This is a genomic window from Kitasatospora sp. NPDC004669 (assembly GCF_040609455.1).
Taxonomy (GTDB): Bacteria; Actinomycetota; Actinomycetes; order Streptomycetales; family Streptomycetaceae; genus Kitasatospora.
In genome coordinates, this window is sequence record NZ_JBEXKB010000050.1 from 15,949 (window position 1) to 39,840 (window position 23,892).

The following is a 23,892-nucleotide window of genomic DNA, read 5'->3' on the forward strand; positions in this document are numbered from 1 at the left end:
CCCTTTCCCCTCTGCTCCCGCATGCCCCGGACGGCCCAGCCCGGTGGCCGGGGGCACGCGGCTGCGGTGAACTGGTGTACGAACACCGTCCGGTCCGTGAAGCAGAGCGGGGAACGATATGCGTTGGGGAACCGCAGCCGTTGTGGCGGCCGCCGCCGTCGGGGCCGGGATCGTCGTGGCGATCGGCCGCCGGGCCTCCGAGCGGATAGTCCATCCGGGGGCGGGGACGGGGGCGCCCGTGGAGGAGGGGTCCGGTCCCATCCTGGTGCAGACCCTCGCCGCCGGCCGGGTCACCTTCACCCGCCGCCCGGAGAGCCTGCGGCGCGGCCGCTGGGCCGTGGAGTGGGAGGGCGGCGGGCACGCGGTGGTCGAGGAGATCCTGCACAGCGACGAGCAGGGCGTCACCCGGCGGCTGGTCCGCGCCGACCGGGGCACCCTCACGCCCGGCACCGAGGTCCGCTTCACCCCCCGCGTCCTGCTCGGCGACCCCACCGAGGCGCTAGGCCTCGCCTTCGCAGACACCAGCGCCGACGGCGAGTTGGGCCCCCTCCCCGCCTGGCACCTCGGCGGCAAGCGCGGCACCTGGGTGATCCTGGTCCACGGCACCGAGGCCGACCGCCAGCAGACCCTGCCGGTCCTTCCGGTGCTCGACCGCCTCGGCCTGCCCGTCCTGGCCGTCACCTACCGCGGCGACGAGGGCGCCCCCGCCTCCCCGGACGGGCTCAGCCACTTCGGCGCGACCGAGTGGCGCGACATCGAGTCGGCGATACGGCTGGCGCTCGACCACGGCGCGGGCCGGGTGATCCTCTACGGCTGGTCGCTGGGCGCCACCACGGTCCTGCACACGGCGGCCCGCTCGGCCTGGGCCCACGCCGTCAGCGGATTGATCCTCGACTCGCCCGTCCTCGACCTCCCCGCCTCCGCCCGCCGCGACGCCGCCCGGGCCGGCTTCACCGGTGTCGCCGCCGAACTGGGCGCCCTTGCCGCCGAGGGCCGCACCGGGGTCGACCTGGCCGACTTCTCCCGCCTCGCCGAGGGCGCGGACCTGCACGCCCCCACCCTGGTGCTGCACAGCCCCAGCGACCGGATCGCGCCCTTCAGTACCGTCCAGCGCCTCGCCGCCGCCCGCCCCGACGTGGTCAACCTCCAGACCTTCCCGGGAGCCGGCCACGCCGCGCTGTGGAACTCCGCCCCCGACCACTACACCGAACTCCTCCGCCGCTGGCTCACCCCCCTCCTCTGACCCGGCCGGGGCTCACCTCGGGGCCGACATCGGCCCTGAACGCGAGAAGTCGACCCACCCGACTTCTCACGCGTCACCCCCGCCCCGTCACCCCCACGCCGGCACCCCCGCCCCGTCACCCCCACGCCGGCACCCCCGCCCCGTCACCCCAACGCCGGCACCCCCGCCCCGTCACCCCAACGCCGGCACCCCCGCCCCGGGCCGCACCGTCGGCCCGGGGCGGTTGCGGGTTCTCCCCGCGGTCCGCAGCCGCCCGCGCGGACCCCGTTCGATTCGCTGTCCGGTTCACGCCCGCCCGCCGTTCCCGCGCGCGCACCAGAAGTCGGCCCCGCCGACTTCTGGTGCCGAACTCCCGCCCGGCCGACACATGCCGCCTGGCCGGATTCCCACCCACCGCGGCCCCGCACACCCCCGTCCCGACACGCAGCGTGACCGGGCGAGCGAGCACCGCGACGACCCGGCGCGACCCTGGCATGGCCCCGCCACACGTTTCCGGCCAGGCGGTTTGCCTCTGTTGCCCGATCTTGCGGAGGTGCCGTCCCCGGTCGCCCGGTCGTACGGACAACCGGATGTGACAGAAGGCCGGTACAAGGGGAAGACTGCTCGACGTGACGTCTCGGAACCCGCGCGACCGTGATGCCCCGCTCCCGCCGACGATCGGTACCGGTGCGACGGTGACCCGTCTCCCCGGTACGGCCCCCCGACCTTCCGGTGGCAGGCCGGGCGGGGCCGGTGTACCCCGGCGACGAGGGCCCGCGCCGGCGCCCGGACGGGGCCGGGTTCCCATGCCGGAGGGCTTCCCCGCGCCGGCCGAGCTCGCGCCGCTGGCCCGCCGGATGCTGGTGGACGCCGTCCGGATCGCCCGTTGGGCCGGTGAACTGGATGAGGTCGACAAGCGTGGCGAGCTGCTCCCGGAGGACGCCCGTGCGGCGGGCCGGGCGCTGGCCATGACGGTCGGCGCCGCCGCCAAGGCATGGGGGCAGGCGCTGCTGGTCGGCCTGGTGGAGGCCAGGGACGGCGGGGCCGGCCCCGGCTGGCGCCTGCACGCCTGGGAGCACGACGACGAGGCCGTGGTGCGCGGCTGGTCCGGGCTCTTCGACGCCTGGACGCTGCTCGCCCCGGTGCCGCCCGCCGCGTTGCGCGGCGTGTTCGCCGTGCTGGCCGGGCAGGCCGTGGACCAGGCCCCCCAGCTGCTGTCCTTCCTGCACCTGGTGGACGGCCCGGTGGCCGAGAGCGAGCTGCTGGAGCTGCTGCGCCGCGGCCTGGACGAGCGCCGGGTCGGCGCGGCCCTCGGCGGCCCGGGCATGTCCCCGGTACCGCACGCGGCCTCGGCCGTCTCCGCCGTCCGCGGCACCTGCCGCGAGCCGCAGATCGACACCCCGGCCGCGCCCTCCGACGTGGCCGCCGTCCTGGACTGGATGCTGGACGGCCTGGCGGCGGTCGGCGCCGTGGTGCGCCGCAACGATGCCGCCGAGCTGTCCCCGCTGGGCCACTGGGCGGTGCGGGCGAAGCTGGAGGAGATCTGCACGGTCGCCCAGACCGCGGCCGGGCACATCGAGCAGAGCGCCTTCGAGCTGCTGAACGCCTGCGCGGACTACTCGCCGGGCCCGGCCCGGGCCGAGTTCCGCGCCTGGGTGGCGGCCCGTCCGGCGGACCGCGCGGTGGCCGAGCTGCTGGAGGCCGCCCAGGGCGACGACGCGCTGGTGCGCGGACTCGCTTTCGAGGCGCTGCGGGTGGCCGGCGGACCGGCCGAGCAGGCGGTCCGCGCCTCGGCGGACGAGCCGGTGCTGCGCCCGTACGCGCTGCTGTGGCTGGCGGAGCGCTCGGACGAGGGCGTCTCCCCGGCGGACGTGCTGGGCGCGGAGGACGCGGCCTGGCTGTGGGTGGACACCGCAGCCGCGGTGCTGGACCACGGCGAGACGGAGCTGCTGGTGGGCCACGTCGAGGGCGCCTCGGCGGGCGACCCGGTGCGGCTGTTCGCCCGGGCCCGGCAGTCGGGGCACCCGCGGGCGGCCTCGGTGCTGACGGCGGTCTCGGGCGTGCACCCGGACCCGGGCGTGGCCCGGGCGGCCCGGCGCTCCGCCTTCAGCGTCCACACCGGCGGCGCGTAGCGGACCCGGAAACGAGGAAGGGCCCGGAACCATCAGGTTCCGGGCCCTTCACACATCTCGGGAGACTCAGCCGAGCCGCGACTCCGCCCGCCGGGCGCGGACGTCGCCGACCTTCTGGCCGACCTTGCGCCGGATGACCAGCAGCGGCGCCATCGCCGCGAGCGTGATCTGGGCGAAGGCGCCCACGTGCATCAGGGTGTCGCCGCCGGGCAGGCCGGTGGCCCAGGCCGCCAGGCAGCCGATGGAGACGACGATCCAGCAGAGCGTGGCGGTGGCCAGCAGCCCCTGGGGCTTCGGGTACTCGATCCGGCTGACCATGAGGTACGCGGCGCCGAAGATGGCGAGCAGACCGGGCAGGAACGGCGGGTCGAGCAGCACGATGGCGATGACCGTCATCGCGCCCATCGGGCAGGGCATGCCCTGGAACACGCCCGGCCGCATCTTGACGGCCGAGAAGCGGGCCAGGCGCAGGACCACCGCCAGCAGCACGGTCAGCGCGATCAGCGCCGAGAGCTTGGTGTTGGAGCCCTGGGAGACCATGCCCCACACCGCGACGAAGTAGGCCGGCGCGATGCCGAAGCTGATCAGGTCGGCCAGGTTGTCGAGTTCCGCTCCGAGGGCGGAGGAGCGGAGCTTCCGCGCCACCAGGCCGTCGAAGAGGTCGCACATCGAGCCGATCAGCAGCAGCGTCACCGCGGTGGCGGCGCTGTGCCGGTCCGGAACGGCGTCCGGGTTGGTGATGTGCGGGACCAGGACCCCGGTGGTGATCGAGTAGATCGCCAGGAAGCCGCAGACGGCGTTCCCCAGGGTCAGGAAGTCGGCGGTGGACAGGTGCTGCGGAGAGCGCGGGGCGCGCAACTCGCGGTCACGTGCCCAGCGGCGACGGCGCAGGGCCGTCTCCTCGTCGTCCAGGCCGACGATTGTCTCAGGATCAGTCACGGTCAAGGCGCGTCACCCCGGCTGTGGTCTTCTGGCCGACCTCGACGCCGACCTCGACGCCGGCCGGCAGGTAGGTGTCGACCCGGGACCCGAACCGGATCAGACCGATCCGGTCGCCCTGCTCGACCTTGGTTCCGGCGGCCACGTACGGCACGATGCGACGGGCCACGGCCCCCGCGATCTGCACCATCTCGATGTCGCCGAGCTCGGTGTCGAAGTGCCAGACGACCCGCTCGTTCTGGTCGCTGTCCTTGTTGAACGCCGGCACGAAGCCGCCCGCCACGTGCTCCACCGACGTCACCGTGCCCGGCAGGGGCGCGCGGTTGACGTGGACGTTGAGCGGGCTCATGAAGATCGCCACCCGGGTGCGGCCGTCCGGCCAGGCGTCGATGCTCTGCACCACGCCGTCGGCGGGGGAGATCACTCTGCCCGTGCCGATCTCACGCTCGGGGTCGCGGAAGAACCACAGCATGCCCGCGCTGAGCGCGCAGGCCGGAACCGCAGCCAGGGCCCACTTGCCGCTACGCCGGGTGAGGGCGGTGGTCACGGCTGCCGTGGCGAGGGTGGGGACGAACCAGGGGGTGGCTCCGCGCGCGATGGTCACGTGGGGTCGCCGACCGGCCGCCGGGGCTGCGAGGGCATCGCGGTCCGTGACGGAGGTGTGAGGGGACGGGCTGATGGGCATCGAAGACCTTTGTCGCGGGGGATCATGGCCGCTGGACGGGGGCCACCGCGGGATCGGCAATAGAGGGACGGCTTGCTGTCCCGGTGGATGCTATCGGGAGCACACGGTGGGTGGGCAACCCGCCTGCTCGTTCATGTGTCCGGTGGGAGCGCGTATGCGCATCCCACCTGTACGACCGTAGCTCGCCCCGGTCCGGTTCCCAAGGGACCGGACGCGGCTGGTGACTCTTGTCTCAGCGGGGGCGTGGTCGGAACCCGATGGGGGACACGGGCCGTAGCGGCCGGAAGAAGGTGTACGGAAGCGGCCGCAGGGCGTGTTGCTGCAGCTGTACGCCCTGCGGCCGCTTTCCGGAGGGCCGTGCCGGACCCAGGCGGACCAGGCCGGGTCCGTGACGGGGCACGGCGCTCAGCCGGGACGGGCCCGCACGCCCGTCGACCGGCGGTTCGAGAGGGGGTCGTCCCGTCCGTCGACGTCCGTCCAGGACGTCCGTCGACGAGGACGGCCCCGTGATCACTCGGCGATCCGGTACTCCTCCAGGAGCCGGCGTCCGACGATCATCTTCTGGATCTCCGCAGTTCCTTCACCGATGAGCAGCATCGGGGCCTCGCGGTAGAGGCGCTCGATCTCGTACTCCTTGGAGAAGCCGTAGCCGCCGTGGATGCGGAAGGCGTCCTCGACGACCTCCTTGCAGTACTCGGAGGCCAGGTACTTGGCCATGCCGGCCTCGAGGTCGTTGCGCTCGCCGCTGTCCTTCTTGCGGGCGGCCATCACCATCATCTGGTGGGCGGCCTCGACCTTGGTGGCCATCTCGGCGAGCTTGAACTGGATCGCCTGGTGCTCGGCGATCTTCTTGCCGAAGGTGGAGCGTTGCTGGGCGTAGGAGATGCCGAGCTCGAAGGCGCGGCGGGCGACGCCGCAGCCGCGGGCGGCGACGTTGACGCGGCCGACCTCGACGCCGTCCATCATCTGGTAGAAGCCGCGGCCCGGGACGCCGCCGAGGATGCGGTCGGCCGGAATCCGCACGTCCTGCAGCACCAGCTCGGTGGTGTCGACGCCCTTGTAGCCCATCTTCTCGATCTTCCCGGGCACGGTGAGGCCCGGGACGGTCGGGTTCGGGCCGAAGCCGGCCGTCTTCTCGATCAGGAAGGTGGTCATGTTCTTGTACGGGGTGTTGCCGCCCTCGTCGGTCTTGCACAGGACCGCGACCAGGGTGGAGGTGCCGCCGTTGGTGAGCCACATCTTCTGGCCGTTGAGGACGTAGAACTCTCCCCCAGCCTCCGGCCGGGAGGTGCCCCCAGTGTCCTTGACCGCCTTGGTGGAGATGGCCGAAACGTCGGAGCCGAGGCCGGGCTCGGACATCGAGAAGGCGCCGCGGATTTCGCCGGCGGCCATCTTCGGCAGGAAGTAGTCCTTCTGCTCCTGGGTGCCGTGGGCGTTGATCATGTGCGCCACGATGAAGTGGGTGTTCACGATGCCGGAGACCGACATCCAGCCGCGGGCGATCTCCTCGACCACCAGGGCGTAGGTGAGCAGGGACTCGCCGAGGCCGCCGTACTCCTCGGGGATGGTGAGGCCGAAGAGCCCGAGCTGCTTCATGCCCTCGACGATGGCGGTCGGGTACTCGTCCTTGTGCTCCAGCTCGGTCGCGACCGGAATGATCTCCTTGTCGACGAAATCCCGCACGGTGGCGAGGATGTCCCGCTGGATCTCGGTGAGGCCGTCGGTCTGTGCGAGGCGTCCCATCGTGCGGCTCCGGAAAGGTCTGAGGGGCTGGGAAGGTCTGCGGTCCCCCGGAACGGCCGGGGGGGATTGCCGGGGGCCCTGCAGGCGTGGCTGCGACAGCAGGGCCCCCGTCCGGGTGGGGGTCGGCCGATGACGGCGGCCTCCCCGTCCGGGGCCTATCTATGAGGAGGGGCTAGGAGAGGGGCTCGGGACGGCCGGGCTGCTCGCCGCCGCGCTCCTTGATGTACGTCGCGGTCGGCACCATCACCTTGCGGCGGAAGATGCAGACGACCGTGCCGTCCTGCTTGTACCCCTTGGTCTCGACGTAGACGATGCCGCGGTCGTCCTTGGACTTGGACGGCCACTTGTCGAGGACGGTGGTCTCGCCGTAGATGGTGTCGCCGTGGAAGGTCGGCGCGATGTGGCGCAGCGACTCGATCTCCAGGTTGGCGATCGCCTTGCCGGAGACGTCCGGGACGGACATGCCGAGCAGCAGCGAGTAGATGTAGTTGCCCACCACGACGTTCTTGCCGAAGTCCGTCGTCTTCTCCGCATAGTTGGTGTCCATGTGGAGCGGGTGGTGGTTCATGGTGAGCAGGCAGAAGAGGTGGTCGTCGTACTCGGTGACCGTCTTGCCGGGCCAGTGCTTGTAGACCGCGCCGACCTCGAACTCCTCGTAGGTGCGTCCGAACTGCATGAGGTCAGGCCCCCGCCTTCTTGTCGGTGTCGGGCAGTTCGAACTTGGTGGTGCGCTGCATGCCGGCGGCCCGGCCCTTGCCGGCGATGACCAGGGCCATCTTGCGGCTGGCCTCGTCGATCATCTCGTCGCCGAGCATCGCGGAGCCCTTGGCGCCGCCCGCCTCGGAGGTGCAGTAGTCGTACGCGTCGAGGATCAGCTCGGCGTGGTCGTAGTCCTCCTGCGAGGGCGAGTAGATCTCGTTCGCGGCGGCGACCTGGTCCGGGTGCAGCACCCACTTGCCGTCGAAGCCGAGGGCGGCGGAGCGGCCGGCGACCTCGCGGTAGCCCTCCTGGTTGCGGATCTGCAGGTACGGGCCGTCGATCGCCTGCAGGTCGTTGGCGCGGGCGGCCATCAGGATGCGCATCAGGATGTAGTGGTAGGCGTCGGCCGGGTAGCCGGGCGGCTGCTCGCCGACCACCAGGGACTTCATGTTGATCGAGGCCATGAAGTCGGCGGGGCCGAAGATGATGGTCTCCAGCCGGGGCGAGGCCTCGGCGATGGCGTCGACGTTGATCAGGCCCTTGGCGTTCTCGATCTGCGCCTCGATGCCGATCTTGCCGACCTCGAAGCCCATGGTCTTCTCGATCTGGGTGAGCAGCAGGTCGAGCGCCTTGACCTGCTCGGCGTCCTGGACCTTGGGGAGCATGATGCAGTCCAGGTTGGGGCCGGCGCCCTCGACCACGGTGATCACGTCGCGGTAGGTCCAGTGGGTGGTCCAGTCGTTGACCCGGACGACCTTGGTCTTGTCGCCCCAGTCGCCGTTGTTGAGCGCGTCGACGATGTTGTGGCGGGCGCTCTCCTTGACCAGGGGGGCGCAGGCGTCCTCCAGGTCGAGGAAGACCTGGTCGGCCGGCAGGCCCTGGGCCTTCTCCAGGAAGCGCGGGTTGCTGCCCGGTACGGCGAGGCAGGAGCGGCGCGGGCGAAGACGGTTCACAGTCATGAGGGTGGTTCAGTTCCTTCCCAGTGGTCAGCTGGTCAGCTGGTCAGTTCGTGGCCGCGGTCGGTGCGGGCGTCCACGGCTGGAGCTTGTTGGCCAGCCGGATCTCGTCCACGATCCGGCCGATGATGGTCGTGATGCCGAAGTCCTTCGGGGTGAACACGGCGGCGACGCCGGCGGCCTTGAGGGCCTCGCCGTCCGCTGCCGGGATGATGCCACCCACGATCACCGGGACATCCTCCACCCCGGCGCGGCGCAGCCGCTTCAGGACGTCGGGTACCAGCTCGGCGTGCGCGCCCGAGAGGATGGACAGGCCCACGCAGTGCACGTCCTCCGCGACGGCGGCGGAGACGATCTGCTCCGGGGTGAGGCGGATGCCCTGGTAGACCACCTCGAACCCGGCGTCGCGGGCCCGGACGGCGATCTGCTCGGCGCCGTTGGAGTGTCCGTCCAGGCCGGGCTTGCCGACCAGCAGGCGCAGCTTGCCGGCGCCCAGCTCCTCGGCGGTGGCGGCGACCGCGGCGCGGACCTGCTCCAGCTCCCCGCCGGGCTCGGCGGCCACGGCGACGGGCGCGCCGCCCACACCGGTGGGGGCGCGGTACTCGCCGAAGACCTCGCGCAGGGCGAAGGACCACTCGCCGGTGGTGACCCCGGCGCGGGCGCAGGCGAGCGTGGTCGGCATCAGGTTGGCCTCGGTGGCGGCGACGGCCTTGAGCTCGGCCAGCGCCTCCTGGGCGGCGGCCTCGTCGCGTTGTCCGCGCCAGGCCTCCAGGGCGGCGAGCACGGAGCGCTCGGAAGCCGGGTCGACCACCATGATCGCGGTGTCGAGGTCGGCGGTGAGCGGGCTGGGCTCGGTGGTGTCGAAGCAGTTGACCCCGACGATCTTGTCCTCGCCGGACTCGATCCGGGCCCGGCGGGCGGCGTGCGAGGCGACCAGGTTGGACTTGAGGTAGCCGGACTCGACGGCCGGAATCACCCCACCCATCTCCAGCACCTTGGCGATCTCGGCCTCGGCACCGGCCAGCAGCTCGGCGGTCTTGGCCTCGATCACCTCGGAGCCGTTGAAGATGTCGCCGTACTCCAGCAGGTCCGACTCGTACGCCAGCACCTGCTGGATCCGCAGCGACCACTGCTGGTCCCACGGGCGGGGCAGGCCGAGCGCCTCGTTCCAGGCGGGCAGCTGGACGGCCCGGGCGCGGGCGTCCTTGGAGAGGGTGACGGCCAGCATCTCCAGGACGATCCGCTGGACGTTGTTCTCCGGCTGCGCCTCGGTCAGGCCCAGCGAGTTGACCTGGACGCCGTAGCGGAAGCGGCGCTGCTTGGGGTCGGTGACGCCGTAGCGCTCCAGCGTGACCTTCTCCCAGAGCTGGGCGAAGGCGCGCATCTTGCACATCTCCTCGACGAAGCGCACGCCGGCGTTCACGAAGAAGGAGATCCGGGCGACCACGTCGCCCATCCGCTCGGCCGGCACCTGCCCGGAGTCGCGGACCGCGTCGAGCACCGAGACGGCGGTGCACATCGCGTAGGCGATCTCCTGGACGGGCGTGGCCCCGGCCTCCTGCAGGTGGTAGCTGCAGATGTTGATCGGGTTCCACTTGGGGATGTTGCCGACCGTGTAGGCGATCATGTCGGTGATCAGGCGCACCGACGGGCCGGGCGGGAAGACGTGCGTCCCGCGCGACAGGTACTCCTTGACGATGTCGTTCTGGGTGGTGCCGGTGAGCTTGGCGATGTCGGCGCCCTGCTCCTCGGCGACCACCTGGTAGAGCGCCAGCAGCCACATCGCGGTGGCGTTGATCGTCATGGAGGTGTTGGTCTGTTCGAGCGGGATGCCGTCGAACAGGGTGCGCATGTCGCCGACGTGGCCGACCGGGACGCCGACCCGGCCCACCTCGCCACGGGCGAGGATGTGGTCGGAGTCGTAGCCGGTCTGGGTCGGCAGGTCGAAGGCGACGGACAGGCCGGTCTGGCCCTTCGCCAGGTTCCGCCGGTAGAGCGCGTTGGAGTCGCTCGCGGTGGAGTGGCCGGCGTAGGTGCGCATCAGCCAGGGGCGGTCGCGCTTCTGGGGTTCAGTCATCGGAGCCGTCTCACACGTTCCGGAAGCGGTTGATGGCGTCGATGTGCTGGGCGCGGAACTCGTCGTCGCGCACGCCCAGGCCCTCCTCGGGGGCGAGGCAGAGCACGCCGACCTTGCCCTGGTGCTTGTTGTGGTGCACGTCGAGGGCGGCCTGGCCGGTCTCCTCCAGGGAGTAGACCTTGGACAGGGTCGGGTGGATCTTGCCCTTGGCGACCAGGCGGTTGGCCTCGAAGGCCTCGCGGTAGTTGGCGAAGTGCGAGCCGACGATCCGCTTGAGCGACATCCACAGGTACCGGTTGTCGTACTGGTGCATGTAGCCGGAGGTGGAGGCGCAGGTGACGATGGTGCCACCCTTGCGGGTGACGTACACCGAGGCGCCGAAGGTCTCGCGGCCCGGGTGCTCGAAGACGATGTCCACGTCCTCGCCGCCGGTGAACTCGCGGATCCTGGAGCCCAGGCGCTTCCACTCGCGCGGGTCCTGGTTGTTCTCGTCCTTCCAGAACCGGTAGCCCTCGGCCGAGCGGTCGATGATCGCCTCGGCGCCCATGGCGCGGCAGATGTCGGCCTTGGCCTCGCTGGAGACCACGCAGATCGGGGTGGCGCCGCCGGCCAGGGCGTACTGGGTGGCGTACGAGCCGAGGCCGCCGCTGGCGCCCCAGATCAGCACGTTGTCGCCCTGCTTCATGCCGGCGCCGTTGCGCGAGACCAGCTGGCGGTAGGCGGTGGAGTTGACCAGGCCGGGGGAGGCGGCCTCCTCCCAGGTGAGGTGCTTCGGCTTGGGCAGCAGCTGGTTGGTCTTCACCAGGGCGATCTGGGCCAGGCCGCCGAAGTTGGTCTCGAAGCCCCAGATGCGCTGCTCCGGGTCCATCATCGTGTCGTTGTGGCCGTCCGGGGACTCCAGCTCGACCGAGAGGCAGTGCGCGACGACCTCGTCGCCCGGCTTCCAGGAGTTGACGCCGGCTCCGGTGCGCAGCACCACGCCCGCGAGGTCGGAACCGAGGACGTGGTACGGCAGGTCGTGGCGCTCGGTCAGCGGCGACAGCCGGCCGTAGCGCTCCAGGAAGCCGAAGGTGGAGACCGGCTCGAAGATCGAGCTCCAGACGGTGTTGTAGTTCACCGAGCTGGCCATGACGGCGACCAGGGCCTCGCCGGGGCCCAGCTCGGGCAGGGCCACCTCGTCGAGGTGAAGGGACTTGCGGGGGTCCTTGTCGCGGCTGTCCAGGCCCGCGAACATCTGCTCCTCGTCCTTGTGGAGCGTGACCGCCCGGTAGGACTCGGGGAGCTTGATGGCCGCGAAGTCCGCCGACGTGGAGTCGGTGCTGAGGATCGCGTCGAGGATTTCCTGCATGGCTGCCTCCGAAGGCGTACCTGTGCGAGGGTCACAGGGCGTCTGGGGGAGCCGGGAGCGGACACCGGCTTCGCTGAGGTGGGTGGTTGGTGGTCAGGCTGTCGCCCGGTGGGCCGGGCGGGGGCTGGCACTGCTCCCGGGGTGTGGGAACGCCGGACGACGGCGCGCCGAGGTGGGGAGCCGCGGCGCCGCGACTGGTGAGTAACAAGGTAGTGGCACCCTGTGCCACTCGTAAAGACACCGGGTGTCAGGAATTCCGACGCCCCGGAAAGGGGCGAAACGCGCGTAGCGCGGGTACGCGAAGGGCCCGCGCCGACTGTTCGGCGCGGGCCCTCGATGTGCCTCTGACCTGTGTGAATACCTGCCCTAGGCGTCCCGGGCGCCACTCAGCGCGGCCCGGATGCTATCCACCACTACGTCCAGTGGAGCGTCCGTCCGGGCGACTGTGATGAGCACCTCACCTCCGGGGCTGGCACTCAGTGCGCTCTCCGCCACCACGTTCCCTGGCGCCTCGCTGGCACCCGGTGCCACCACCGAGCCCCGGCGTCTGGCCCCCGGCGCGCTGGCGGCCCAGAAGGTCCGCCGGATCACCTCGAAGGAGTGGTCCAGCTGCGCCTCCACGTCGCCCCGGCCGCCGGCCCGCAGCCAGCGCCGCAGCACGTGGTTGTGCGCCGCGACGACCGCCGCCGCCGACACCTCGGCCAGCATCGAGTCGTCCTCGCCGCCGCGCTGCCAGCCGGACGGGATGGACTCGCCGGTGTCGAAGCGGCCCAGCAGGTAGCGGGTGAACAGCCGCTCGTACCGGGCCACCACGGCGATCTCGCGTTCGCGCAGCGCCGGGACCTGACGGATCAGCTGGTACCGCGCGACGGACACCCCCGGGGTGGAGGCGTACATCCGCAGCACCTCCTTGATGCCCCGGCACACCACGTCCAGCGGGTGCTCCTCCGGCTCGGCGCTGGCCAGCAGGTCGGCCACCCGGACGAGCGTGTCGTCGTGGTCCGGGAAGATCGCCTCCTCCTTGGACCGGAAGTACCGGAAGAAGGTGCGCCGGGCCACCCCGGCGGCCGCCGCGATCTGGTCGACCGTGGTCTCCTCGTAGCCCTGCGAGGCGAACAGCTCCATCGCGGCCGCGGCCAGGTCCTGGCGCATCTGCTGGCGCTGCGCAGCCGCCCGGCGGCTGCCCGGCCCGCTGTCCGGCCCGGTGCCCCCGGCCGAGGAGGCCGTCCGGTCGGCGCCGCGCGGTGCGGCGGATTGCTGCGGGGAGGCTGACTGAACCCGATCCATGTCCGGAACGCTACACGCCCCCGGCGGCGGGTCCGCGGCCCTTCCCCGGCGCACCGGCGCGACCGGGCCGGTCGCGGCCGGTCTCGGCCAGCGCGCGGGCACCGCCCCCGGGGTCCAGCCGGGGCGGGCGGCGGGCGACGGCGTGGTCACCGGCGGGCGTGGTCGCGGAAGCCGCGGCCGGTCTTGCGGCCCAGGCAGCCGGCCGCGACCAGGTGCTCCAGCAGCGGCGCCGCGGCCAGGCCCGGCTCGCGGAACTCCTGGTGCAGCACCTGCTCGATGGTCAGCGACACGTCCAGGCCGACCACGTCCAGCAGCTCGAACGGGCCCATCGGGTAGCCGCAGCCCAGCTTCATCGCGGTGTCGATGTCGTCCACCGTCGCGTAGTGCTCCTGGAGCATCCGCACCGCGTCGTTCAGGTACGGGAACAGCAGCGCGTTCACGATGAAGCCGGCCCGGTCGCCGCACTCCACCGGGTGCTTGCGGACCTTGGCGGTCAGCTCCAGCACCGTCGCGGTGACGTCCGGGGCGGTCAGCACGGTGGAGACCACCTCGACCAGCTTCATGGCCGGGGCCGGGTTGAAGAAGTGCATGCCGATCACGTCCTGCGGCCGCGAGGTGGCGGTCGCGCAGCTGATCACCGGCAGCGAGGAGGTGGTGGTGGCGAGCACCGCGCCCGGGCGGACGATCTTGTCCAGGGTGGCGAACAGCTCCCGCTTGACCGCCAGGTCCTCGGCGACCGCCTCGATCACCAGGTCCACGTCCGCCAGCTCGGTGTACTGGCCGACCGGGGTGACCAGCTCCAGCGCGGCGTCCCGCTGCTCGGCGGACAGCCGGCCCTTGGCGACCGAGCGCTCCAGCGACCTGGCCAGCTGGGCCTTGGCCCGGTCGGCCTTCTCCTGGCTGCGGGCGGCCAGCAGCACCCGGTGCCCGGCCTTGGCGAAGACCTCGGCGATGCCGGTGGCCATCGTCCCCGACCCGCAGACGCCGACGGTGTCGACGGTACGGCCGGGCACCTTCGGCTTGGCCGGCCCGGTCGCCGCGTCCACCGGCTTGGACGAGCCCGGCGCCTCGTAGGTGTAGAAGCCGCGCCCGGACTTGCGGCCCAGCAGCCCGGCCGCGACCAGCTGGCCGAGGATCGGCGCGGGCGCGTGCAGCCGGTCGCGGGACTGCTCGTACATCGCCTCCAGCACGGTGCGCGCGGTGTCGACGCCGATCAGGTCGAGCAGCGCCAGCGGGCCCATCGGCAGACCGCAGCCGAGCCGCATCGCGGCGTCGATGTCCTCGCGCGAGGCGTACTTGGACTCGTACATCGCCGCGGCCTGGTTCAGGTACGCGAACAGCAGGCCGTTCACCACGAAGCCGGCCCGGTCGCCGGCTGCCACCGGCTCCTTGCCGAGGTCGCGGGCGAAGGCGGCGGCGTCCTCGGCGGTCTGCGGGGAGGTCAGCACGGTGCGGACCACCTCGACCAGCTTCATGGTGTGCACCGGGTTGAAGAAGTGCAGACCCAGCACCCGCTCCGGACGGGCGGTCGCGGCGGCGATCCGGGTCACCGACAGCGCGGTGGTGCCGGTGGCCAGCACGGTGCTCTCCGGGCAGATCCGGTCCAGCTCGGCGAAGACCTCCCGCTTCAGCTCCAGCTGCTCGGGCACCTCCTCGATCACCAGGTCCGCCTCGGCGGCGGCCGCCAGCGCGTGCCCGACCGAGATCCGGCCCAGCAGCGCGGTGCGCTCCTCGGCGGTGATCCGCTCCCGGTCGACCGCGTGCGCGGTCGCCGCCTCGATCCGGGCCAGCGCCCGGGCGGCCGAGTCCTCGGTCGCCTCGATGCCGATCACCCGGCGGCCGCTCCTGGCGACCGCCACCGCGACGCCGGCACCCATCGTGCCGAGGCCGACGACGGCGACGGTGGGGAAGGGACGCTCCATGTCCTGACTCCTAGTCATGAAGGGCCCGCGCGTGCCCCGGCGGGCACGCCGCCGCACCCGTCGACGGTGACGGGGCGGCCGCCGCCGGAGGAGGGTTCACGCGCGGGGGCTGGGGAGATGACGGGTTCCGGCAGCACCCGGGCAGCGGCCGGTCCGCTCCGGCCGAACTGCGGGGTGTGCCGTGGTACTCAGGCGCTCGAAGGTGAAGGAAGCGACCCTGATACGAGGGGGGAAACCCGGCCCGCCGCCGTTCGCGGCACCGGCCGGTGAAAGCGCACCGCACGCCCGCCGCAGACACGGCGACCGCGACCCCGCCGGTGCGGCTCCCGAAGCCCGGCGGTGATGCGTGTCCGGCCACTGTAGCGAAGCTACTCACCGGTAGGAAGGGGGGCGTCGGCGGAAAACCGTTCGGGGACCGGGGCCGGTCTTCGCTGGGGCGACAGCGACGAGGTGTGGGTGCGCGACCGCACCGGCCGCGGGCCGGGCCGCTACCGCCGGGGCGCGGACGAGCCGGTGGCCGCCTTCGCCGAGCGGCCGCGCGGGCGGTACGAGAGCGACCGCCGCACCGAGCAGCCGGCCGACGACACCGCCCGGCTGATCGCCGAACGCCTCGCCGGCACAAGGGCGTTCGCGGCCCTGGTGCACGCCGACGCACCCGTCCCGGAAGGGGCGAGCGGGACGCTGTACCGGCTCCACCCGGGCCCGCTGGACGCCGCCCCGGACGCCCTGGAGCGGATCACGGCGGGGGAACTGGTCGCCCGCTTCGCCCCGAACGGGTGAACGGGCGGACGGCCGTCCGTTTCGACCACTCGATGGGGGAGTTACAGAAGCCCAATCGGCGGGGCAGCATGGTGACATGAGCATCGGAACCGCCAGCGCCCAGGCCGCCGATCCGGTCGACCGGCCCGACCACGGCGCCCTCGCGGCCGCCGTCGCGCTGCCCCCGCGGGCCGAGCGCGCCGCGCGGGCCGAGAAGGCCGTCGACCGGCTGCGCACCGCCGCCGTCGAGGCGGTGGCCGTCACCTGGGTGGACAACGCGGGCATCACCCGGGTCAAGGCCGTGCCGCTCAGCGGCCTGGTGCACGCGGCCGAGTGGGGCATCGGCACCGCGCCCTGCTTCGACGTGTTCCTCGCGGACGACGCCATCACCACCAGCCCGATCATCGGCGGCCCCACCGGCGATCTGAGGCTCTACCCCGACGTCGACCGGATCGTCCCGCTGGCCGCCCAGCCCGGCTGGGCCTGGTCCCCGGGGGACCGTCACACCCAGGCCGGCGGCCCGCACCCCGGGTGCCAGCGGCTGTTCGCCCGCCGGATGGAGGCCGCCGCGGCCGCGCGCGGGCTGAGCCTCAAGGCCGGCATCGAGGTCGAGTGGGTGGTCGCGCTGGACGGCCCGCCGCAGGCGGCGCCGCAGTACCCGACGTACGGCCCGGCCTACGGGATGCACCGGCTCACCGACCTCTCCGACTACCTGCGGGACGTCCTGCGCGCCCTCGGCGAGCAGGGGCTGAGCGTGCTGCAGATCCACCCCGAGTACTCCCCCGGCCAGTTCGAGGTCTCGGTCGCCCCCGAGGGCCCGGTCGGCGCCGCCGACACCGCCGTGCTGGTCCGGCACACCGTCCGGGCCGTCTCCGCCAAGCACGGCCTGCGGGTCTCCTTCGCCCCCGTGGTCGAGCCCGACGGGGTCGGCAACGGCGGGCACCTACACTTCAGCCTCTGGCGGGACGGCCGCAACCTCGGCCACGGCGGCCCCGGGCCGCACGGCCTGACCGCCGAGGCCGAGGGCTTCCTCGCCGGGGTGCTCGAGGCGCTGCCCGAACTGCTGGTGCTGGGCTGCTCCAGCCCGGCCGGGTACCTGCGTCTGGTGCCCCAGCGCTGGGCCGGGGCCTACCAGTGCTGGGGCCTGGAGAACCGGGAGGCCGCGGTGCGCCTGGTCACCGGCTCCACCGGGTAGCGCGCCGCCGCCGCGAACGCCGAGGTCAAGTGCTTCGACGCGAGCGCCAACCCGTACCTCGCGGTCGGCGCGGTGCTCGCCGCCGGCTTCGCCGGGCTGGAGCAACGCCGCGCGCTGCCGCCGGAGTTCACCGGGGACCCGGCCACCGTCGAGCCCGGCACGGTGCCCCGGCTGCCGCAGAGCCCGGCCGAGGCGATCGCCGCCTACGAGCGCTCGGCGGTGCTGCGCGAGGCGCTCGGCGATCCGCTCTACCAGGCGGTGCTGGCGGTGCGCCGGGCCGAGGCCGAGCAGTACGCGGCCGTCGGGTCCGAGGAGTTGATCGCGGCCACCCGCTGGCGGTACTGACCGGTGGTCCGGCCGAGACACGCCCCGGATCCGGCGCTGGTCGACCACCACTGCCACAGCGTGGTGGCGGCCGAGCTCGCCGACGACGCCCTGGCCGGGCTGCTCACCGAGTCCGACCGCCCGCCCGCGCCCGGCTGTTCGCCCTTCGACAGTGCGCTCGGCCTGGCGGTGCGGCGCTGGTGCCCGCCCGCGCTCGGCCTGCCCGCGCACACCCCGGCCGCCGAGTACCTGGCCCGCCGACGTGAGCTGGGCGCGGCCGAGGCCACCCGGCGGCTGCTCGCGGCCGCCGGGTTGGACACCTGCCTGGTGGACACCGGGCTGACCGCCGCGGCCGGCCACGAGCTGCTGCCGCCGACCGAACTCGCCGAGGCCGCCGGGGCGGTGGTGCGCGAGGTGGTCCGGCTGGAGACGGTCGCCGAGGCGGTCACGGCCGGCGCCGAGGACTGGCCCGGGGCCGTCGGCGAGGCGCTCGCCGCGGCCGTCACCGGGGCGGTCGCGGTGAAGTCGGTGCTCGCCTACCGGCACGGCCTGGCGGCCCCGGCCGAACGGCCCGCGCGCACCGCCGTGGTGGCCGCCGCCGGAGCCTGGCTGCACGGCGGACGCGGCCGGCTGACCGACCCGGTGCTGCTGCACCACCTGCTCTGGACGGCCGTGGACGTCTGCGCCGAGTTCGGCCTGCCGATCCAACTCCACACCGGCTTCGGCGATCCCGACCTCACCCTGCACCGCGCCGACCCGTCCCTGCTGACCGACTTCGTCCGTGCCGCCGAGCCGAGCGGCGTCCCGCTGGTGCTGCTGCACGCCTACCCGTACCACCGGCAGGCCGCCTGGCTGGCCCAGGCCTTCCCGACGGTGTACACCGACCTCGGGCTGACCGCCTCCTACACCGGGCCGCGGGTGGCAGCCGTCCTCGGCGAGATGCTGGAACTGGCGCCGTTCGGCAAATTGCTGTTCTCCACCGACGCCTACGGGCTGCCCGAACTGTTCCTGGTGGGCACCGCTCAGTTCCGGCACGGACTGGGCGCGCTGCTGGCCGACTGGCAGGCGGACGGGGCCTGTTCGGCCGCGGACGGGCAGCGTCTGACATGGATGGTCGCCGCCGGCAACGCCCGTCGACTGTACGCGCTCTGACGTAGGCGCTCGAGTCCGTCGGCTCGTCAGCGAACCATCACTTTTTAACAATCTTTGCCTCTGTTGCGCTTGTTGAGCTGCGGACTCGTAACCTCCGATGTTGGTTGAGATGTGACGATTAGATGACTACCTCTTGCGCATATCAGCGAATATTCATTAGCGTCCGGTCATTCCCCGCGCACCTGCCACACCGCAGCTGCCACATGACGACTCGGGAGGGCCAACCCCAATGAGAGTTCCTCGGATCAGCCGGACCCGGTACGCGGCGGTGGGCGTCGTGCTCGCCACCGCCGGCGCCCTCGCGCTGCCGGCCGGCACCGCCGTCGCGGCGCCCACCGGCGACTCGACGACCGGTCCGCTGCTCAGCTACGTCGTCAACACCAAGGCCAACCACGGCCAGGTGCAGAAGGTGGAGAAGGCCGTCACCGGCCTCGGCGGCACCGTGGTCCAGTCGTACGAGCAGATCGGCGTCGTGATCGCCCGCTCGAACGACACCAAGTTCGCGGAGAAGCTGCGTCTGGCCAAGGGCGTCGACTCCGTCGGTGCCAGCCGCACCAAGGGCATCACCGCCTCCGACCAGGGCAAGGCCGACGTCGCCGCCGAGCCCACCGGCACCGCCGCCGACGGCCAGGAGCCGTACGAGGCCAACCAGTGGGACATGCGCCAGATCGGTGTCGACAAGGCGCACAAGATCTCGCTCGGCAGCCGCAACGTCACCGTCGGCGTGCTGGACTCCGGCATCGACGCCACCCACGAGGACCTGGCCGCCAACGTCGACGCCTCGCAGTCGGTCTCCTGCATCGACGGCAAGACGAACACCGACTGGAAGGCCTGGCAGCCCACCACCAGCGACCACGGCACCCACGTGGCCGGCACCATCGCCGCCGCCAAGAACGGCAAGGGCATCGTCGGTATCGCCCCGAACGTGAAGCTGGCCGCGGTCAAGGTCGTCGACGACGCCGGCATGATCTACCCGGAGAACGCGATCTGCGGCTTCGTCTGGGCCGGCGAGCACGGCTTCAAGGTGACGAACAACAGCTACTACGTCGACCCGTGGATGTTCAACTGCCAGAACGACAAGGACCAGGCCGCGATCACGGACGCCGTCCGTAAGGCCGTCGCGTTCTCGCAGCGCAAGGGCGTCCTCAACGTCGCCGCCGCGGGCAACGAGAACATCGACCTGGCGCACAAGACCACCGACGTCTCCAGCCCGGACGACACCACCCCCGGCACCCGCCCGGTCACCAACGACTGCCTGTCGCTGCCGACCGAGCTGCCCGGCGTCATCGCGGTCTCCGCGGTGGGTGTCAACGGCGACAAGTCGTACTACTCCAGCTACGGCAAGGGCGTCGTGACCGTCGCCGCGCCGGGTGGCGACAAGCGCTACCAGATCCCGGTCACCCCGGACAAGGACGGCCGAATCCTGTCCACCATCCCGGGCAACAAGTACGGCTACATGCAGGGCACCTCGATGGCCACCCCGCACGTCACCGGTGTGGTCGCGCTGCTGGCCTCCACCTTCCCGTGGGCCAGCCCGGACGAGCTGACCGAGATGCTGACCAGCCAGGCCGAGTCCCACCCGTGCCCGACCGGCGAGTTCAACCCGGGCGGCGCCGGCCAGTGGAAGGCCACCTGTGAGGGCGGCGCGGACGACAACGGCTTCTACGGCGCGGGCATCATCAACGCCGAGAAGGCGGTCCAGTGGTGGCGCTGAGGCGCTGACCAGGATGCGCTGAGCACTGAACGCTGAGCTGGGGAGCGGGGCCCATGGCCCCGCTCCCCAGTCGCGTTTGAGTACCTGTACTCAGGCCGCCGCCCCACCCGTGGAACAGGATGGATCCGTAACCACCGGAGCCACCCCAGGAGTTGATCGGCATGGCCGCCACCGTCCCCGGACCGCAGGCCCCCGCCCGTCCCGCCGCCGACCGGCGGCACCGGCTCGCACTCGTCCTCGGCGTCGTCGAACTGGTGCTCGCGGCCCCGATGCTGCTGCACATCGGGCTGATCGCCTTCGTGTTCGGGGCTTACGGGCTCGCCGGCGCGGGGGCCGCCGGGCTGGCGTACGCCGCGCTGGTCGCCGGGGGCCCGCTGCTCGGGTACGGCCTCGGGGCCGCGATCGCGCGGGCGCAGGGGTTCCCCAAGTCCGTCGGGCTCGCGGTGAAGGGCCTCGGCCTGTTGGTCGCCACCTCGGCCGAGTACTTCCTCTGGCTCGGCCACCTCGGGCTCGTCAAGTTCTAGGGCCTGTCCAGGGCCTGTCCCCCGGGTCCTCGCCGGGTCCGCCAGGACCCACAGGAGACGCCTCAATCCTCGTCGAAGTGGTGCTCCCAGACCGTCTCCACCGAAGGCTTGCCGTGCAGGTCCGGCACCTCCTGCAGCCAGGCCGGGCGCCCGGCCCGGGTGCGGGCCGCCCGCCGCAGCTCCGCCTCGCGCAGCTGCTCGGGGGTGGCGAAGCCCTCCGGCAGCCACTCCTCGGAGAGCACCACCCGGGCGGCCAGATGGGTGACGTAGGCGTGCCGGACGGCGTCCACCGAGTCGAAGCCGGGCTCGTCGGCCAGCCACTCGTCCGGGACCAGCGCCAGCACCTCCTCCAGCAGCTCCACGGTGACCAGCGGCCCGAGGTCCTCGTCGGCCAGCCGGACGTCCGGGGCCGAGCCGCCGAGTGCGTGGGCGCTGAGGTCGTACCGCTTGCCGACCGAGGCCTCCGCGGTGGCCCAGCGGTGGTGGAAGATCAGCGCGGCGCCGTTGTCGATCAGCCAGAGCCGCTTGTGCCAGACCACCAGGTTGGGATTGTGCACGGTCCGGTCGACGTTGCCGGTGAGCGCGTCCAGCCAGACCACCCGACCGGCCTCGACGGAGTCCACCGGGATCATCCCCGGCCGGAAGTCCTTCGAGCCGGGCAGCAGGTCCATCCCGAGGTTGAGGCCCCCGCTGGCCTTGAGCATGTCCTGGATCTCGGTGTCGGGCTCGTCCGCGGCCACCGCCGGGTCGAAGTCCACCAGGCGCAGCTCCGGCACCCGCAGTCCGAGCCGCCGGGCCAGCTCGCCGACGATCACCTCGGCCACCAGCGCCTTGCGGCCCTGGGCGGCGCCGGTGAACTTGACCACGTACGTTCCCAGGTCGTCGGTCTCCACCACGCCGGGCACCGAGCCGCCGGCCCGCAGCGGGTCCACGTAGCGCAGCGCAGTCACCAGATCGAGCACACCGGCCACCCTATCCCGCCGCGTCGCGGCCGCGCCCCTGTGATTGGCTTTCCGGTGAGCGGTACGGACAGCGGTACCCACCACACGAGGAGAGCAAGGTCATGGGACAGGTGCAGGCCACCACCGAGCGGGTCTACGACGCGGCCCCCGAGCGGGTGTACGAGGCGCTGGCCGATTACCAGGTGACCCGCCCGAAGCTGCTGCCCGCGCAGTACAGCGAGTACGAGGTCCGGGTCGGCGGAAGCGGCGCCGGCACCCAGGTGCACTGGAAGCTGCAGGCCACCGAGAAGCGGGTGCGCGACTGCCTGTTCACCGTCTCGGCGCCCAAGCCCGACCAGCTGGTGGAGAAGGACGCCAACTCCAGCATGGTGATCACCTGGACGGTCGCGGCCGCCGGCGAGGGCCGCACCAAGGTCACCGTGACCGCCACCTGGCAGGGCGCGACCGGCATCGGCGGCTTCTTCGAGCGGACCTTCGCCCCCAAGGGCCTGAACCGGATCCACGACCAGGTGCTGGCCAACCTGGCCGCCGAGGTCCGCTGAGCCCCTCCGAAATCCCGACCGGACTCCGACGGAACCGCGGCGGAAACCGCCGGAATTCCGACGGAAGTCCGGCGGGACCCGGCGGAACTCCGGCGGTTTCGATAAAGCAGGCAAATCGCCCGGAATTTCGGGCGCTTCGCCCGCCCGTACGAGCCGAAATCCGTACGGGTGGACGGCCCACCACCTGCGGGTGACGGGGGCCGCCCGGCGCGGGGGAGCCATCCTAGGCTTGCCGCCGTGCATATGACGATCCTTCATATTTCGCAGCCGGTGGACGGCGGAGTCGCCCGCGTCGTCGTCGATCTGGCCCGGGGGCAGCGCGAGGCCGGGCACCGGGTGCTGGTCGCCTGCCCGCGCGGCGGCCGACTGGCCGAGGAGGCCGCCGCGGTCGGCGCGCTGGTCCGGGACTGGCCCGCCGAACGCTCGCCCGGCCCGTCCACCGCCGCCGAGGCCTGGCGGCTGCGCCGGATCGTCCGGGCCGCCGCGCCCGACGTGGTCCACCTGCACAGCGCCAAGGCCGGACTGGCCGGCCGGCTGGCCGTGCGCGGCGCGGTGCCCACCGTCTTCCAGCCGCACGCCTGGTCCTTCGCCGCCGTGGACGGCACGCTGGCCGCCGCCACCCTGCACTGGGAGCGCTTCGCGACCCGCTGGGCGCACCGGCTGTTGTGCGTCAGCGTCCAGGAGCGGTTGGACGGCGTGGCCGCCGGGGTGCACGCGGACTGGGCGGTGGTGCCCAACGGCGTGGACGTGCGCCACTACGCGCCCGCCGACCGCCGGGCCGCCCGGATCGCGCTCGGCCTGGACCTGGACGCCCCGCTCGCGGTCTGCGTCGGGCGGCTGTGCCGCCAGAAGGGCCAGGACGTGCTGATGGCCGCCTGGCCGGAGGTGCTGCGCCGGGTGCCGCAGGCCCGGCTGGCGCTGGTCGGCGGCGGGCCGGACGAGCAGCGGATCGCGGAGCTGGTCCGGGGGACGGTCGAGCCGTCCCGGGTCCGGCTGGTGGGGGACGTGCCGGACCCGCGCCCGTGGCTGACGGCGGCGGACCTGGTGGTGCTCCCCTCGCGCTGGGAGGGCATGGCGCTGGCGCCGTTGGAGGCGATGGCGGCCGCCCGTCCGGTGCTGCTGACCGATGTGCCGGGCGCGCGCGAGTGCCTGCCGCAGTCGGCGCGGGAGCAGGCCGTCGTGCCACCGGAGGACGCGGCCGCGCTCGCCACCCGAATGGCGGAAGCGCTGTCCGATCCGATCGAGTGCGAGCGACGCGGTGCCCGTCTGCGTGACCACGTGGTCGCCCGGCACGACGTCCGCACCGTGGTCGAGCAGGTGGACGTTCTGTACCGCCACCTGCTGGGTGCCGGTCCGGCTGCCGGGCGCCGCCGGGCCCGTGTCCCGGAGCGGATCTAATCGTTTCACATGCAGTGAATGCCCGCCGATCAGGCGATGTCGTATTCGCACCCTCAACCGGATATGGGGCGAGGCGTCAAGTCCGAAATACCTATTAATGGGCGGCGGAAATGAAACGGAAAATTAACCCCCGACTCCCGTCGCCCGGTTCGGCATTTCTGATTTTCCCTGCTTCGTTTCCATTTCATCCCGGAAATTCGCGTCCGAGCCCGTCGCGACCGTGTCCCGTGCGACCGGCCGCTCCGCGATCGGTCGCGACGCGGGAGAACCGAAAGCCGCCAGCGGTAGCAGGTGCCGTCGGGACCGCGCCCA

18 protein-coding genes and 1 pseudogene are annotated in these 23,892 nt (G+C 72.6%); 9 read left to right on the forward strand and 10 right to left on the reverse strand.

The window, feature by feature from the left end; translation table 11 throughout:
• Nucleotides 1–118 precede the first annotated feature (118 nt).
• Together ABZW30_RS32410 and ABZW30_RS32415 are read left to right on the forward strand one after the other, a co-directional pair.
• On the forward strand, nucleotides 119–1,243 hold the full coding sequence (locus ABZW30_RS32410) for an alpha/beta hydrolase (protein ID WP_355674790.1): 1,125 nt from the start codon (nucleotides 119–121) through the stop codon (nucleotides 1,241–1,243).
• Nucleotides 1,244–2,028: 785 nt separating this feature from the next.
• Complete coding sequence (locus tag ABZW30_RS32415) at nucleotides 2,029–3,354, forward strand: hypothetical protein (protein WP_355674791.1); 1,326 nt, start codon at nucleotides 2,029–2,031, stop codon at nucleotides 3,352–3,354.
• Nucleotides 3,355–3,420: 66 nt separating this feature from the next.
• Here ABZW30_RS32415 and ABZW30_RS32420 read toward each other — a convergent pair whose 3' ends face one another.
• The 9 genes from ABZW30_RS32420 to ABZW30_RS32460 form a co-directional block, all read right to left on the reverse strand.
• Nucleotides 3,421–4,245 carry a CDP-alcohol phosphatidyltransferase family protein gene (locus tag ABZW30_RS32420; protein WP_355674838.1) on the reverse strand — a complete coding sequence of 275 codons (825 nt, stop codon included), beginning with the start codon at nucleotides 4,243–4,245 and terminating at the stop codon, nucleotides 3,421–3,423.
• Between the two features lie 40 nt (nucleotides 4,246–4,285).
• Nucleotides 4,286–4,978: a phosphatidylserine decarboxylase gene (locus ABZW30_RS32425; protein ID WP_355674792.1), complete on the reverse strand. Its 693-nt coding sequence runs from the start codon at nucleotides 4,976–4,978 to the stop codon at nucleotides 4,286–4,288.
• 510 nt (nucleotides 4,979–5,488) lie between these two features.
• Complete coding sequence (locus ABZW30_RS32430; RefSeq protein ID WP_355674793.1) at nucleotides 5,489–6,721, reverse strand: acyl-CoA dehydrogenase family protein; 1,233 nt, start codon at nucleotides 6,719–6,721, stop codon at nucleotides 5,489–5,491.
• Between the two features lie 172 nt (nucleotides 6,722–6,893).
• Nucleotides 6,894–7,397 carry a MaoC family dehydratase gene (locus ABZW30_RS32435; RefSeq protein ID WP_355674794.1) on the reverse strand — a complete coding sequence of 168 codons (504 nt, stop codon included), beginning with the start codon at nucleotides 7,395–7,397 and terminating at the stop codon, nucleotides 6,894–6,896.
• 4 nt (nucleotides 7,398–7,401) lie between these two features.
• The gene (locus ABZW30_RS32440) at nucleotides 7,402–8,379 is read right to left on the reverse strand and encodes a CoA ester lyase (protein WP_355674795.1); all 978 of its coding nucleotides are present in this window, start codon (nucleotides 8,377–8,379) and stop codon (nucleotides 7,402–7,404) included.
• A 43-nt stretch (nucleotides 8,380–8,422) separates the two neighbouring features.
• The gene (locus tag ABZW30_RS32445) at nucleotides 8,423–10,453 is read right to left on the reverse strand and encodes a protein meaA (RefSeq protein ID WP_355674796.1); all 2,031 of its coding nucleotides are present in this window, start codon (nucleotides 10,451–10,453) and stop codon (nucleotides 8,423–8,425) included.
• Nucleotides 10,454–10,463: 10 nt separating this feature from the next.
• Entirely contained in the window at nucleotides 10,464–11,801 is a 1,338-nt protein-coding gene (gene ccrA / locus ABZW30_RS32450) for a crotonyl-CoA carboxylase/reductase (RefSeq protein WP_355674797.1), read from the reverse strand.
• A 366-nt stretch (nucleotides 11,802–12,167) separates the two neighbouring features.
• A complete protein-coding gene (locus ABZW30_RS32455) occupies nucleotides 12,168–13,088 on the reverse strand; it encodes a TetR family transcriptional regulator (RefSeq protein ID WP_355674798.1) in 921 nt (306 codons plus the stop codon).
• A gap of 146 nt (nucleotides 13,089–13,234) precedes the next feature.
• Entirely contained in the window at nucleotides 13,235–15,010 is a 1,776-nt protein-coding gene (locus tag ABZW30_RS32460; protein WP_355674799.1) for a 3-hydroxybutyryl-CoA dehydrogenase, read from the reverse strand.
• A 456-nt stretch (nucleotides 15,011–15,466) separates the two neighbouring features.
• On the opposite strand from ABZW30_RS32460, the gene ABZW30_RS32465 reads away from it, so the two are divergent.
• The 5 genes and pseudogenes from ABZW30_RS32465 to ABZW30_RS32485 all read left to right on the forward strand — a co-directional run bounded on the left by ABZW30_RS32465 (nucleotide 15,467) and on the right by ABZW30_RS32485 (nucleotide 20,678).
• Nucleotides 15,467–15,790, forward strand: a complete 324-nt coding sequence (locus ABZW30_RS32465) for a hypothetical protein (RefSeq protein ID WP_355674800.1) — start codon at nucleotides 15,467–15,469, stop codon at nucleotides 15,788–15,790.
• A 76-nt stretch (nucleotides 15,791–15,866) separates the two neighbouring features.
• A pseudogene (locus ABZW30_RS32470) lies at nucleotides 15,867–17,309 on the forward strand (glutamine synthetase family protein).
• Between the two features lie 3 nt (nucleotides 17,310–17,312).
• The gene (locus ABZW30_RS32475; protein ID WP_355674801.1) at nucleotides 17,313–18,440 is read left to right on the forward strand and encodes an amidohydrolase family protein; all 1,128 of its coding nucleotides are present in this window, start codon (nucleotides 17,313–17,315) and stop codon (nucleotides 18,438–18,440) included.
• A gap of 229 nt (nucleotides 18,441–18,669) precedes the next feature.
• On the forward strand, nucleotides 18,670–20,154 hold the full coding sequence (locus tag ABZW30_RS32480) for a S8 family serine peptidase (RefSeq protein WP_355674802.1): 1,485 nt from the start codon (nucleotides 18,670–18,672) through the stop codon (nucleotides 20,152–20,154).
• A gap of 161 nt (nucleotides 20,155–20,315) precedes the next feature.
• Nucleotides 20,316–20,678, forward strand: coding sequence for a hypothetical protein (locus tag ABZW30_RS32485; RefSeq protein ID WP_355674803.1), 363 nt, complete (start codon nucleotides 20,316–20,318; stop codon nucleotides 20,676–20,678).
• Nucleotides 20,679–20,740: 62 nt separating this feature from the next.
• Here ABZW30_RS32485 and ABZW30_RS32490 read toward each other — a convergent pair whose 3' ends face one another.
• The gene (locus ABZW30_RS32490) at nucleotides 20,741–21,640 is read right to left on the reverse strand and encodes a HipA family kinase (RefSeq protein ID WP_355674804.1); all 900 of its coding nucleotides are present in this window, start codon (nucleotides 21,638–21,640) and stop codon (nucleotides 20,741–20,743) included.
• Nucleotides 21,641–21,741: 101 nt separating this feature from the next.
• Here ABZW30_RS32490 and ABZW30_RS32495 point away from each other — a divergent pair, with 101 nt between their 5' ends.
• Both ABZW30_RS32495 and ABZW30_RS32500 read left to right on the forward strand, forming a co-directional pair.
• Nucleotides 21,742–22,182 carry an SRPBCC family protein gene (locus tag ABZW30_RS32495; protein WP_355674805.1) on the forward strand — a complete coding sequence of 147 codons (441 nt, stop codon included), beginning with the start codon at nucleotides 21,742–21,744 and terminating at the stop codon, nucleotides 22,180–22,182.
• Between the two features lie 243 nt (nucleotides 22,183–22,425).
• Entirely contained in the window at nucleotides 22,426–23,580 is a 1,155-nt protein-coding gene (locus tag ABZW30_RS32500; RefSeq protein WP_355674839.1) for a glycosyltransferase, read from the forward strand.
• Nucleotides 23,581–23,892 lie beyond the last annotated feature (312 nt).

Excerpts from the sequence above, each read along its gene's own strand:
- ABZW30_RS32485 (WP_355674803.1), top strand. The coding sequence starts at position 20,316 with ATGGCCGCCACCGTCCCCGGACCGCAGGCCCCCGCCCGTCCCGCCGCC.
- ABZW30_RS32430 (WP_355674793.1), bottom strand. The coding sequence starts at position 6,721 with ATGGGACGCCTCGCACAGACCGACGGCCTCACCGAGATCCAGCGGGAC.
- ABZW30_RS32455 (WP_355674798.1), bottom strand. The coding sequence starts at position 13,088 with ATGGATCGGGTTCAGTCAGCCTCCCCGCAGCAATCCGCCGCACCGCGC.
- ABZW30_RS32480 (WP_355674802.1), top strand. The coding sequence starts at position 18,670 with ATGAGAGTTCCTCGGATCAGCCGGACCCGGTACGCGGCGGTGGGCGTC.
- ABZW30_RS32445 (WP_355674796.1), bottom strand. The coding sequence starts at position 10,453 with ATGACTGAACCCCAGAAGCGCGACCGCCCCTGGCTGATGCGCACCTAC.
- ABZW30_RS32415 (WP_355674791.1), top strand. The coding sequence starts at position 2,029 with ATGCCGGAGGGCTTCCCCGCGCCGGCCGAGCTCGCGCCGCTGGCCCGC.
- ABZW30_RS32495 (WP_355674805.1), top strand. The coding sequence starts at position 21,742 with ATGGGACAGGTGCAGGCCACCACCGAGCGGGTCTACGACGCGGCCCCC.
- ABZW30_RS32410 (WP_355674790.1), top strand. The coding sequence starts at position 119 with ATGCGTTGGGGAACCGCAGCCGTTGTGGCGGCCGCCGCCGTCGGGGCC.
- ABZW30_RS32500 (WP_355674839.1), top strand. The coding sequence starts at position 22,426 with ATGACGATCCTTCATATTTCGCAGCCGGTGGACGGCGGAGTCGCCCGC.
- ABZW30_RS32460 (WP_355674799.1), bottom strand. The coding sequence starts at position 15,010 with ATGGAGCGTCCCTTCCCCACCGTCGCCGTCGTCGGCCTCGGCACGATG.
- ABZW30_RS32425 (WP_355674792.1), bottom strand. The coding sequence starts at position 4,978 with ATGCCCATCAGCCCGTCCCCTCACACCTCCGTCACGGACCGCGATGCC.
- ABZW30_RS32435 (WP_355674794.1), bottom strand. The coding sequence starts at position 7,397 with ATGCAGTTCGGACGCACCTACGAGGAGTTCGAGGTCGGCGCGGTCTAC.
- ccrA (WP_355674797.1), bottom strand. The coding sequence starts at position 11,801 with ATGCAGGAAATCCTCGACGCGATCCTCAGCACCGACTCCACGTCGGCG.
- ABZW30_RS32440 (WP_355674795.1), bottom strand. The coding sequence starts at position 8,379 with ATGACTGTGAACCGTCTTCGCCCGCGCCGCTCCTGCCTCGCCGTACCG.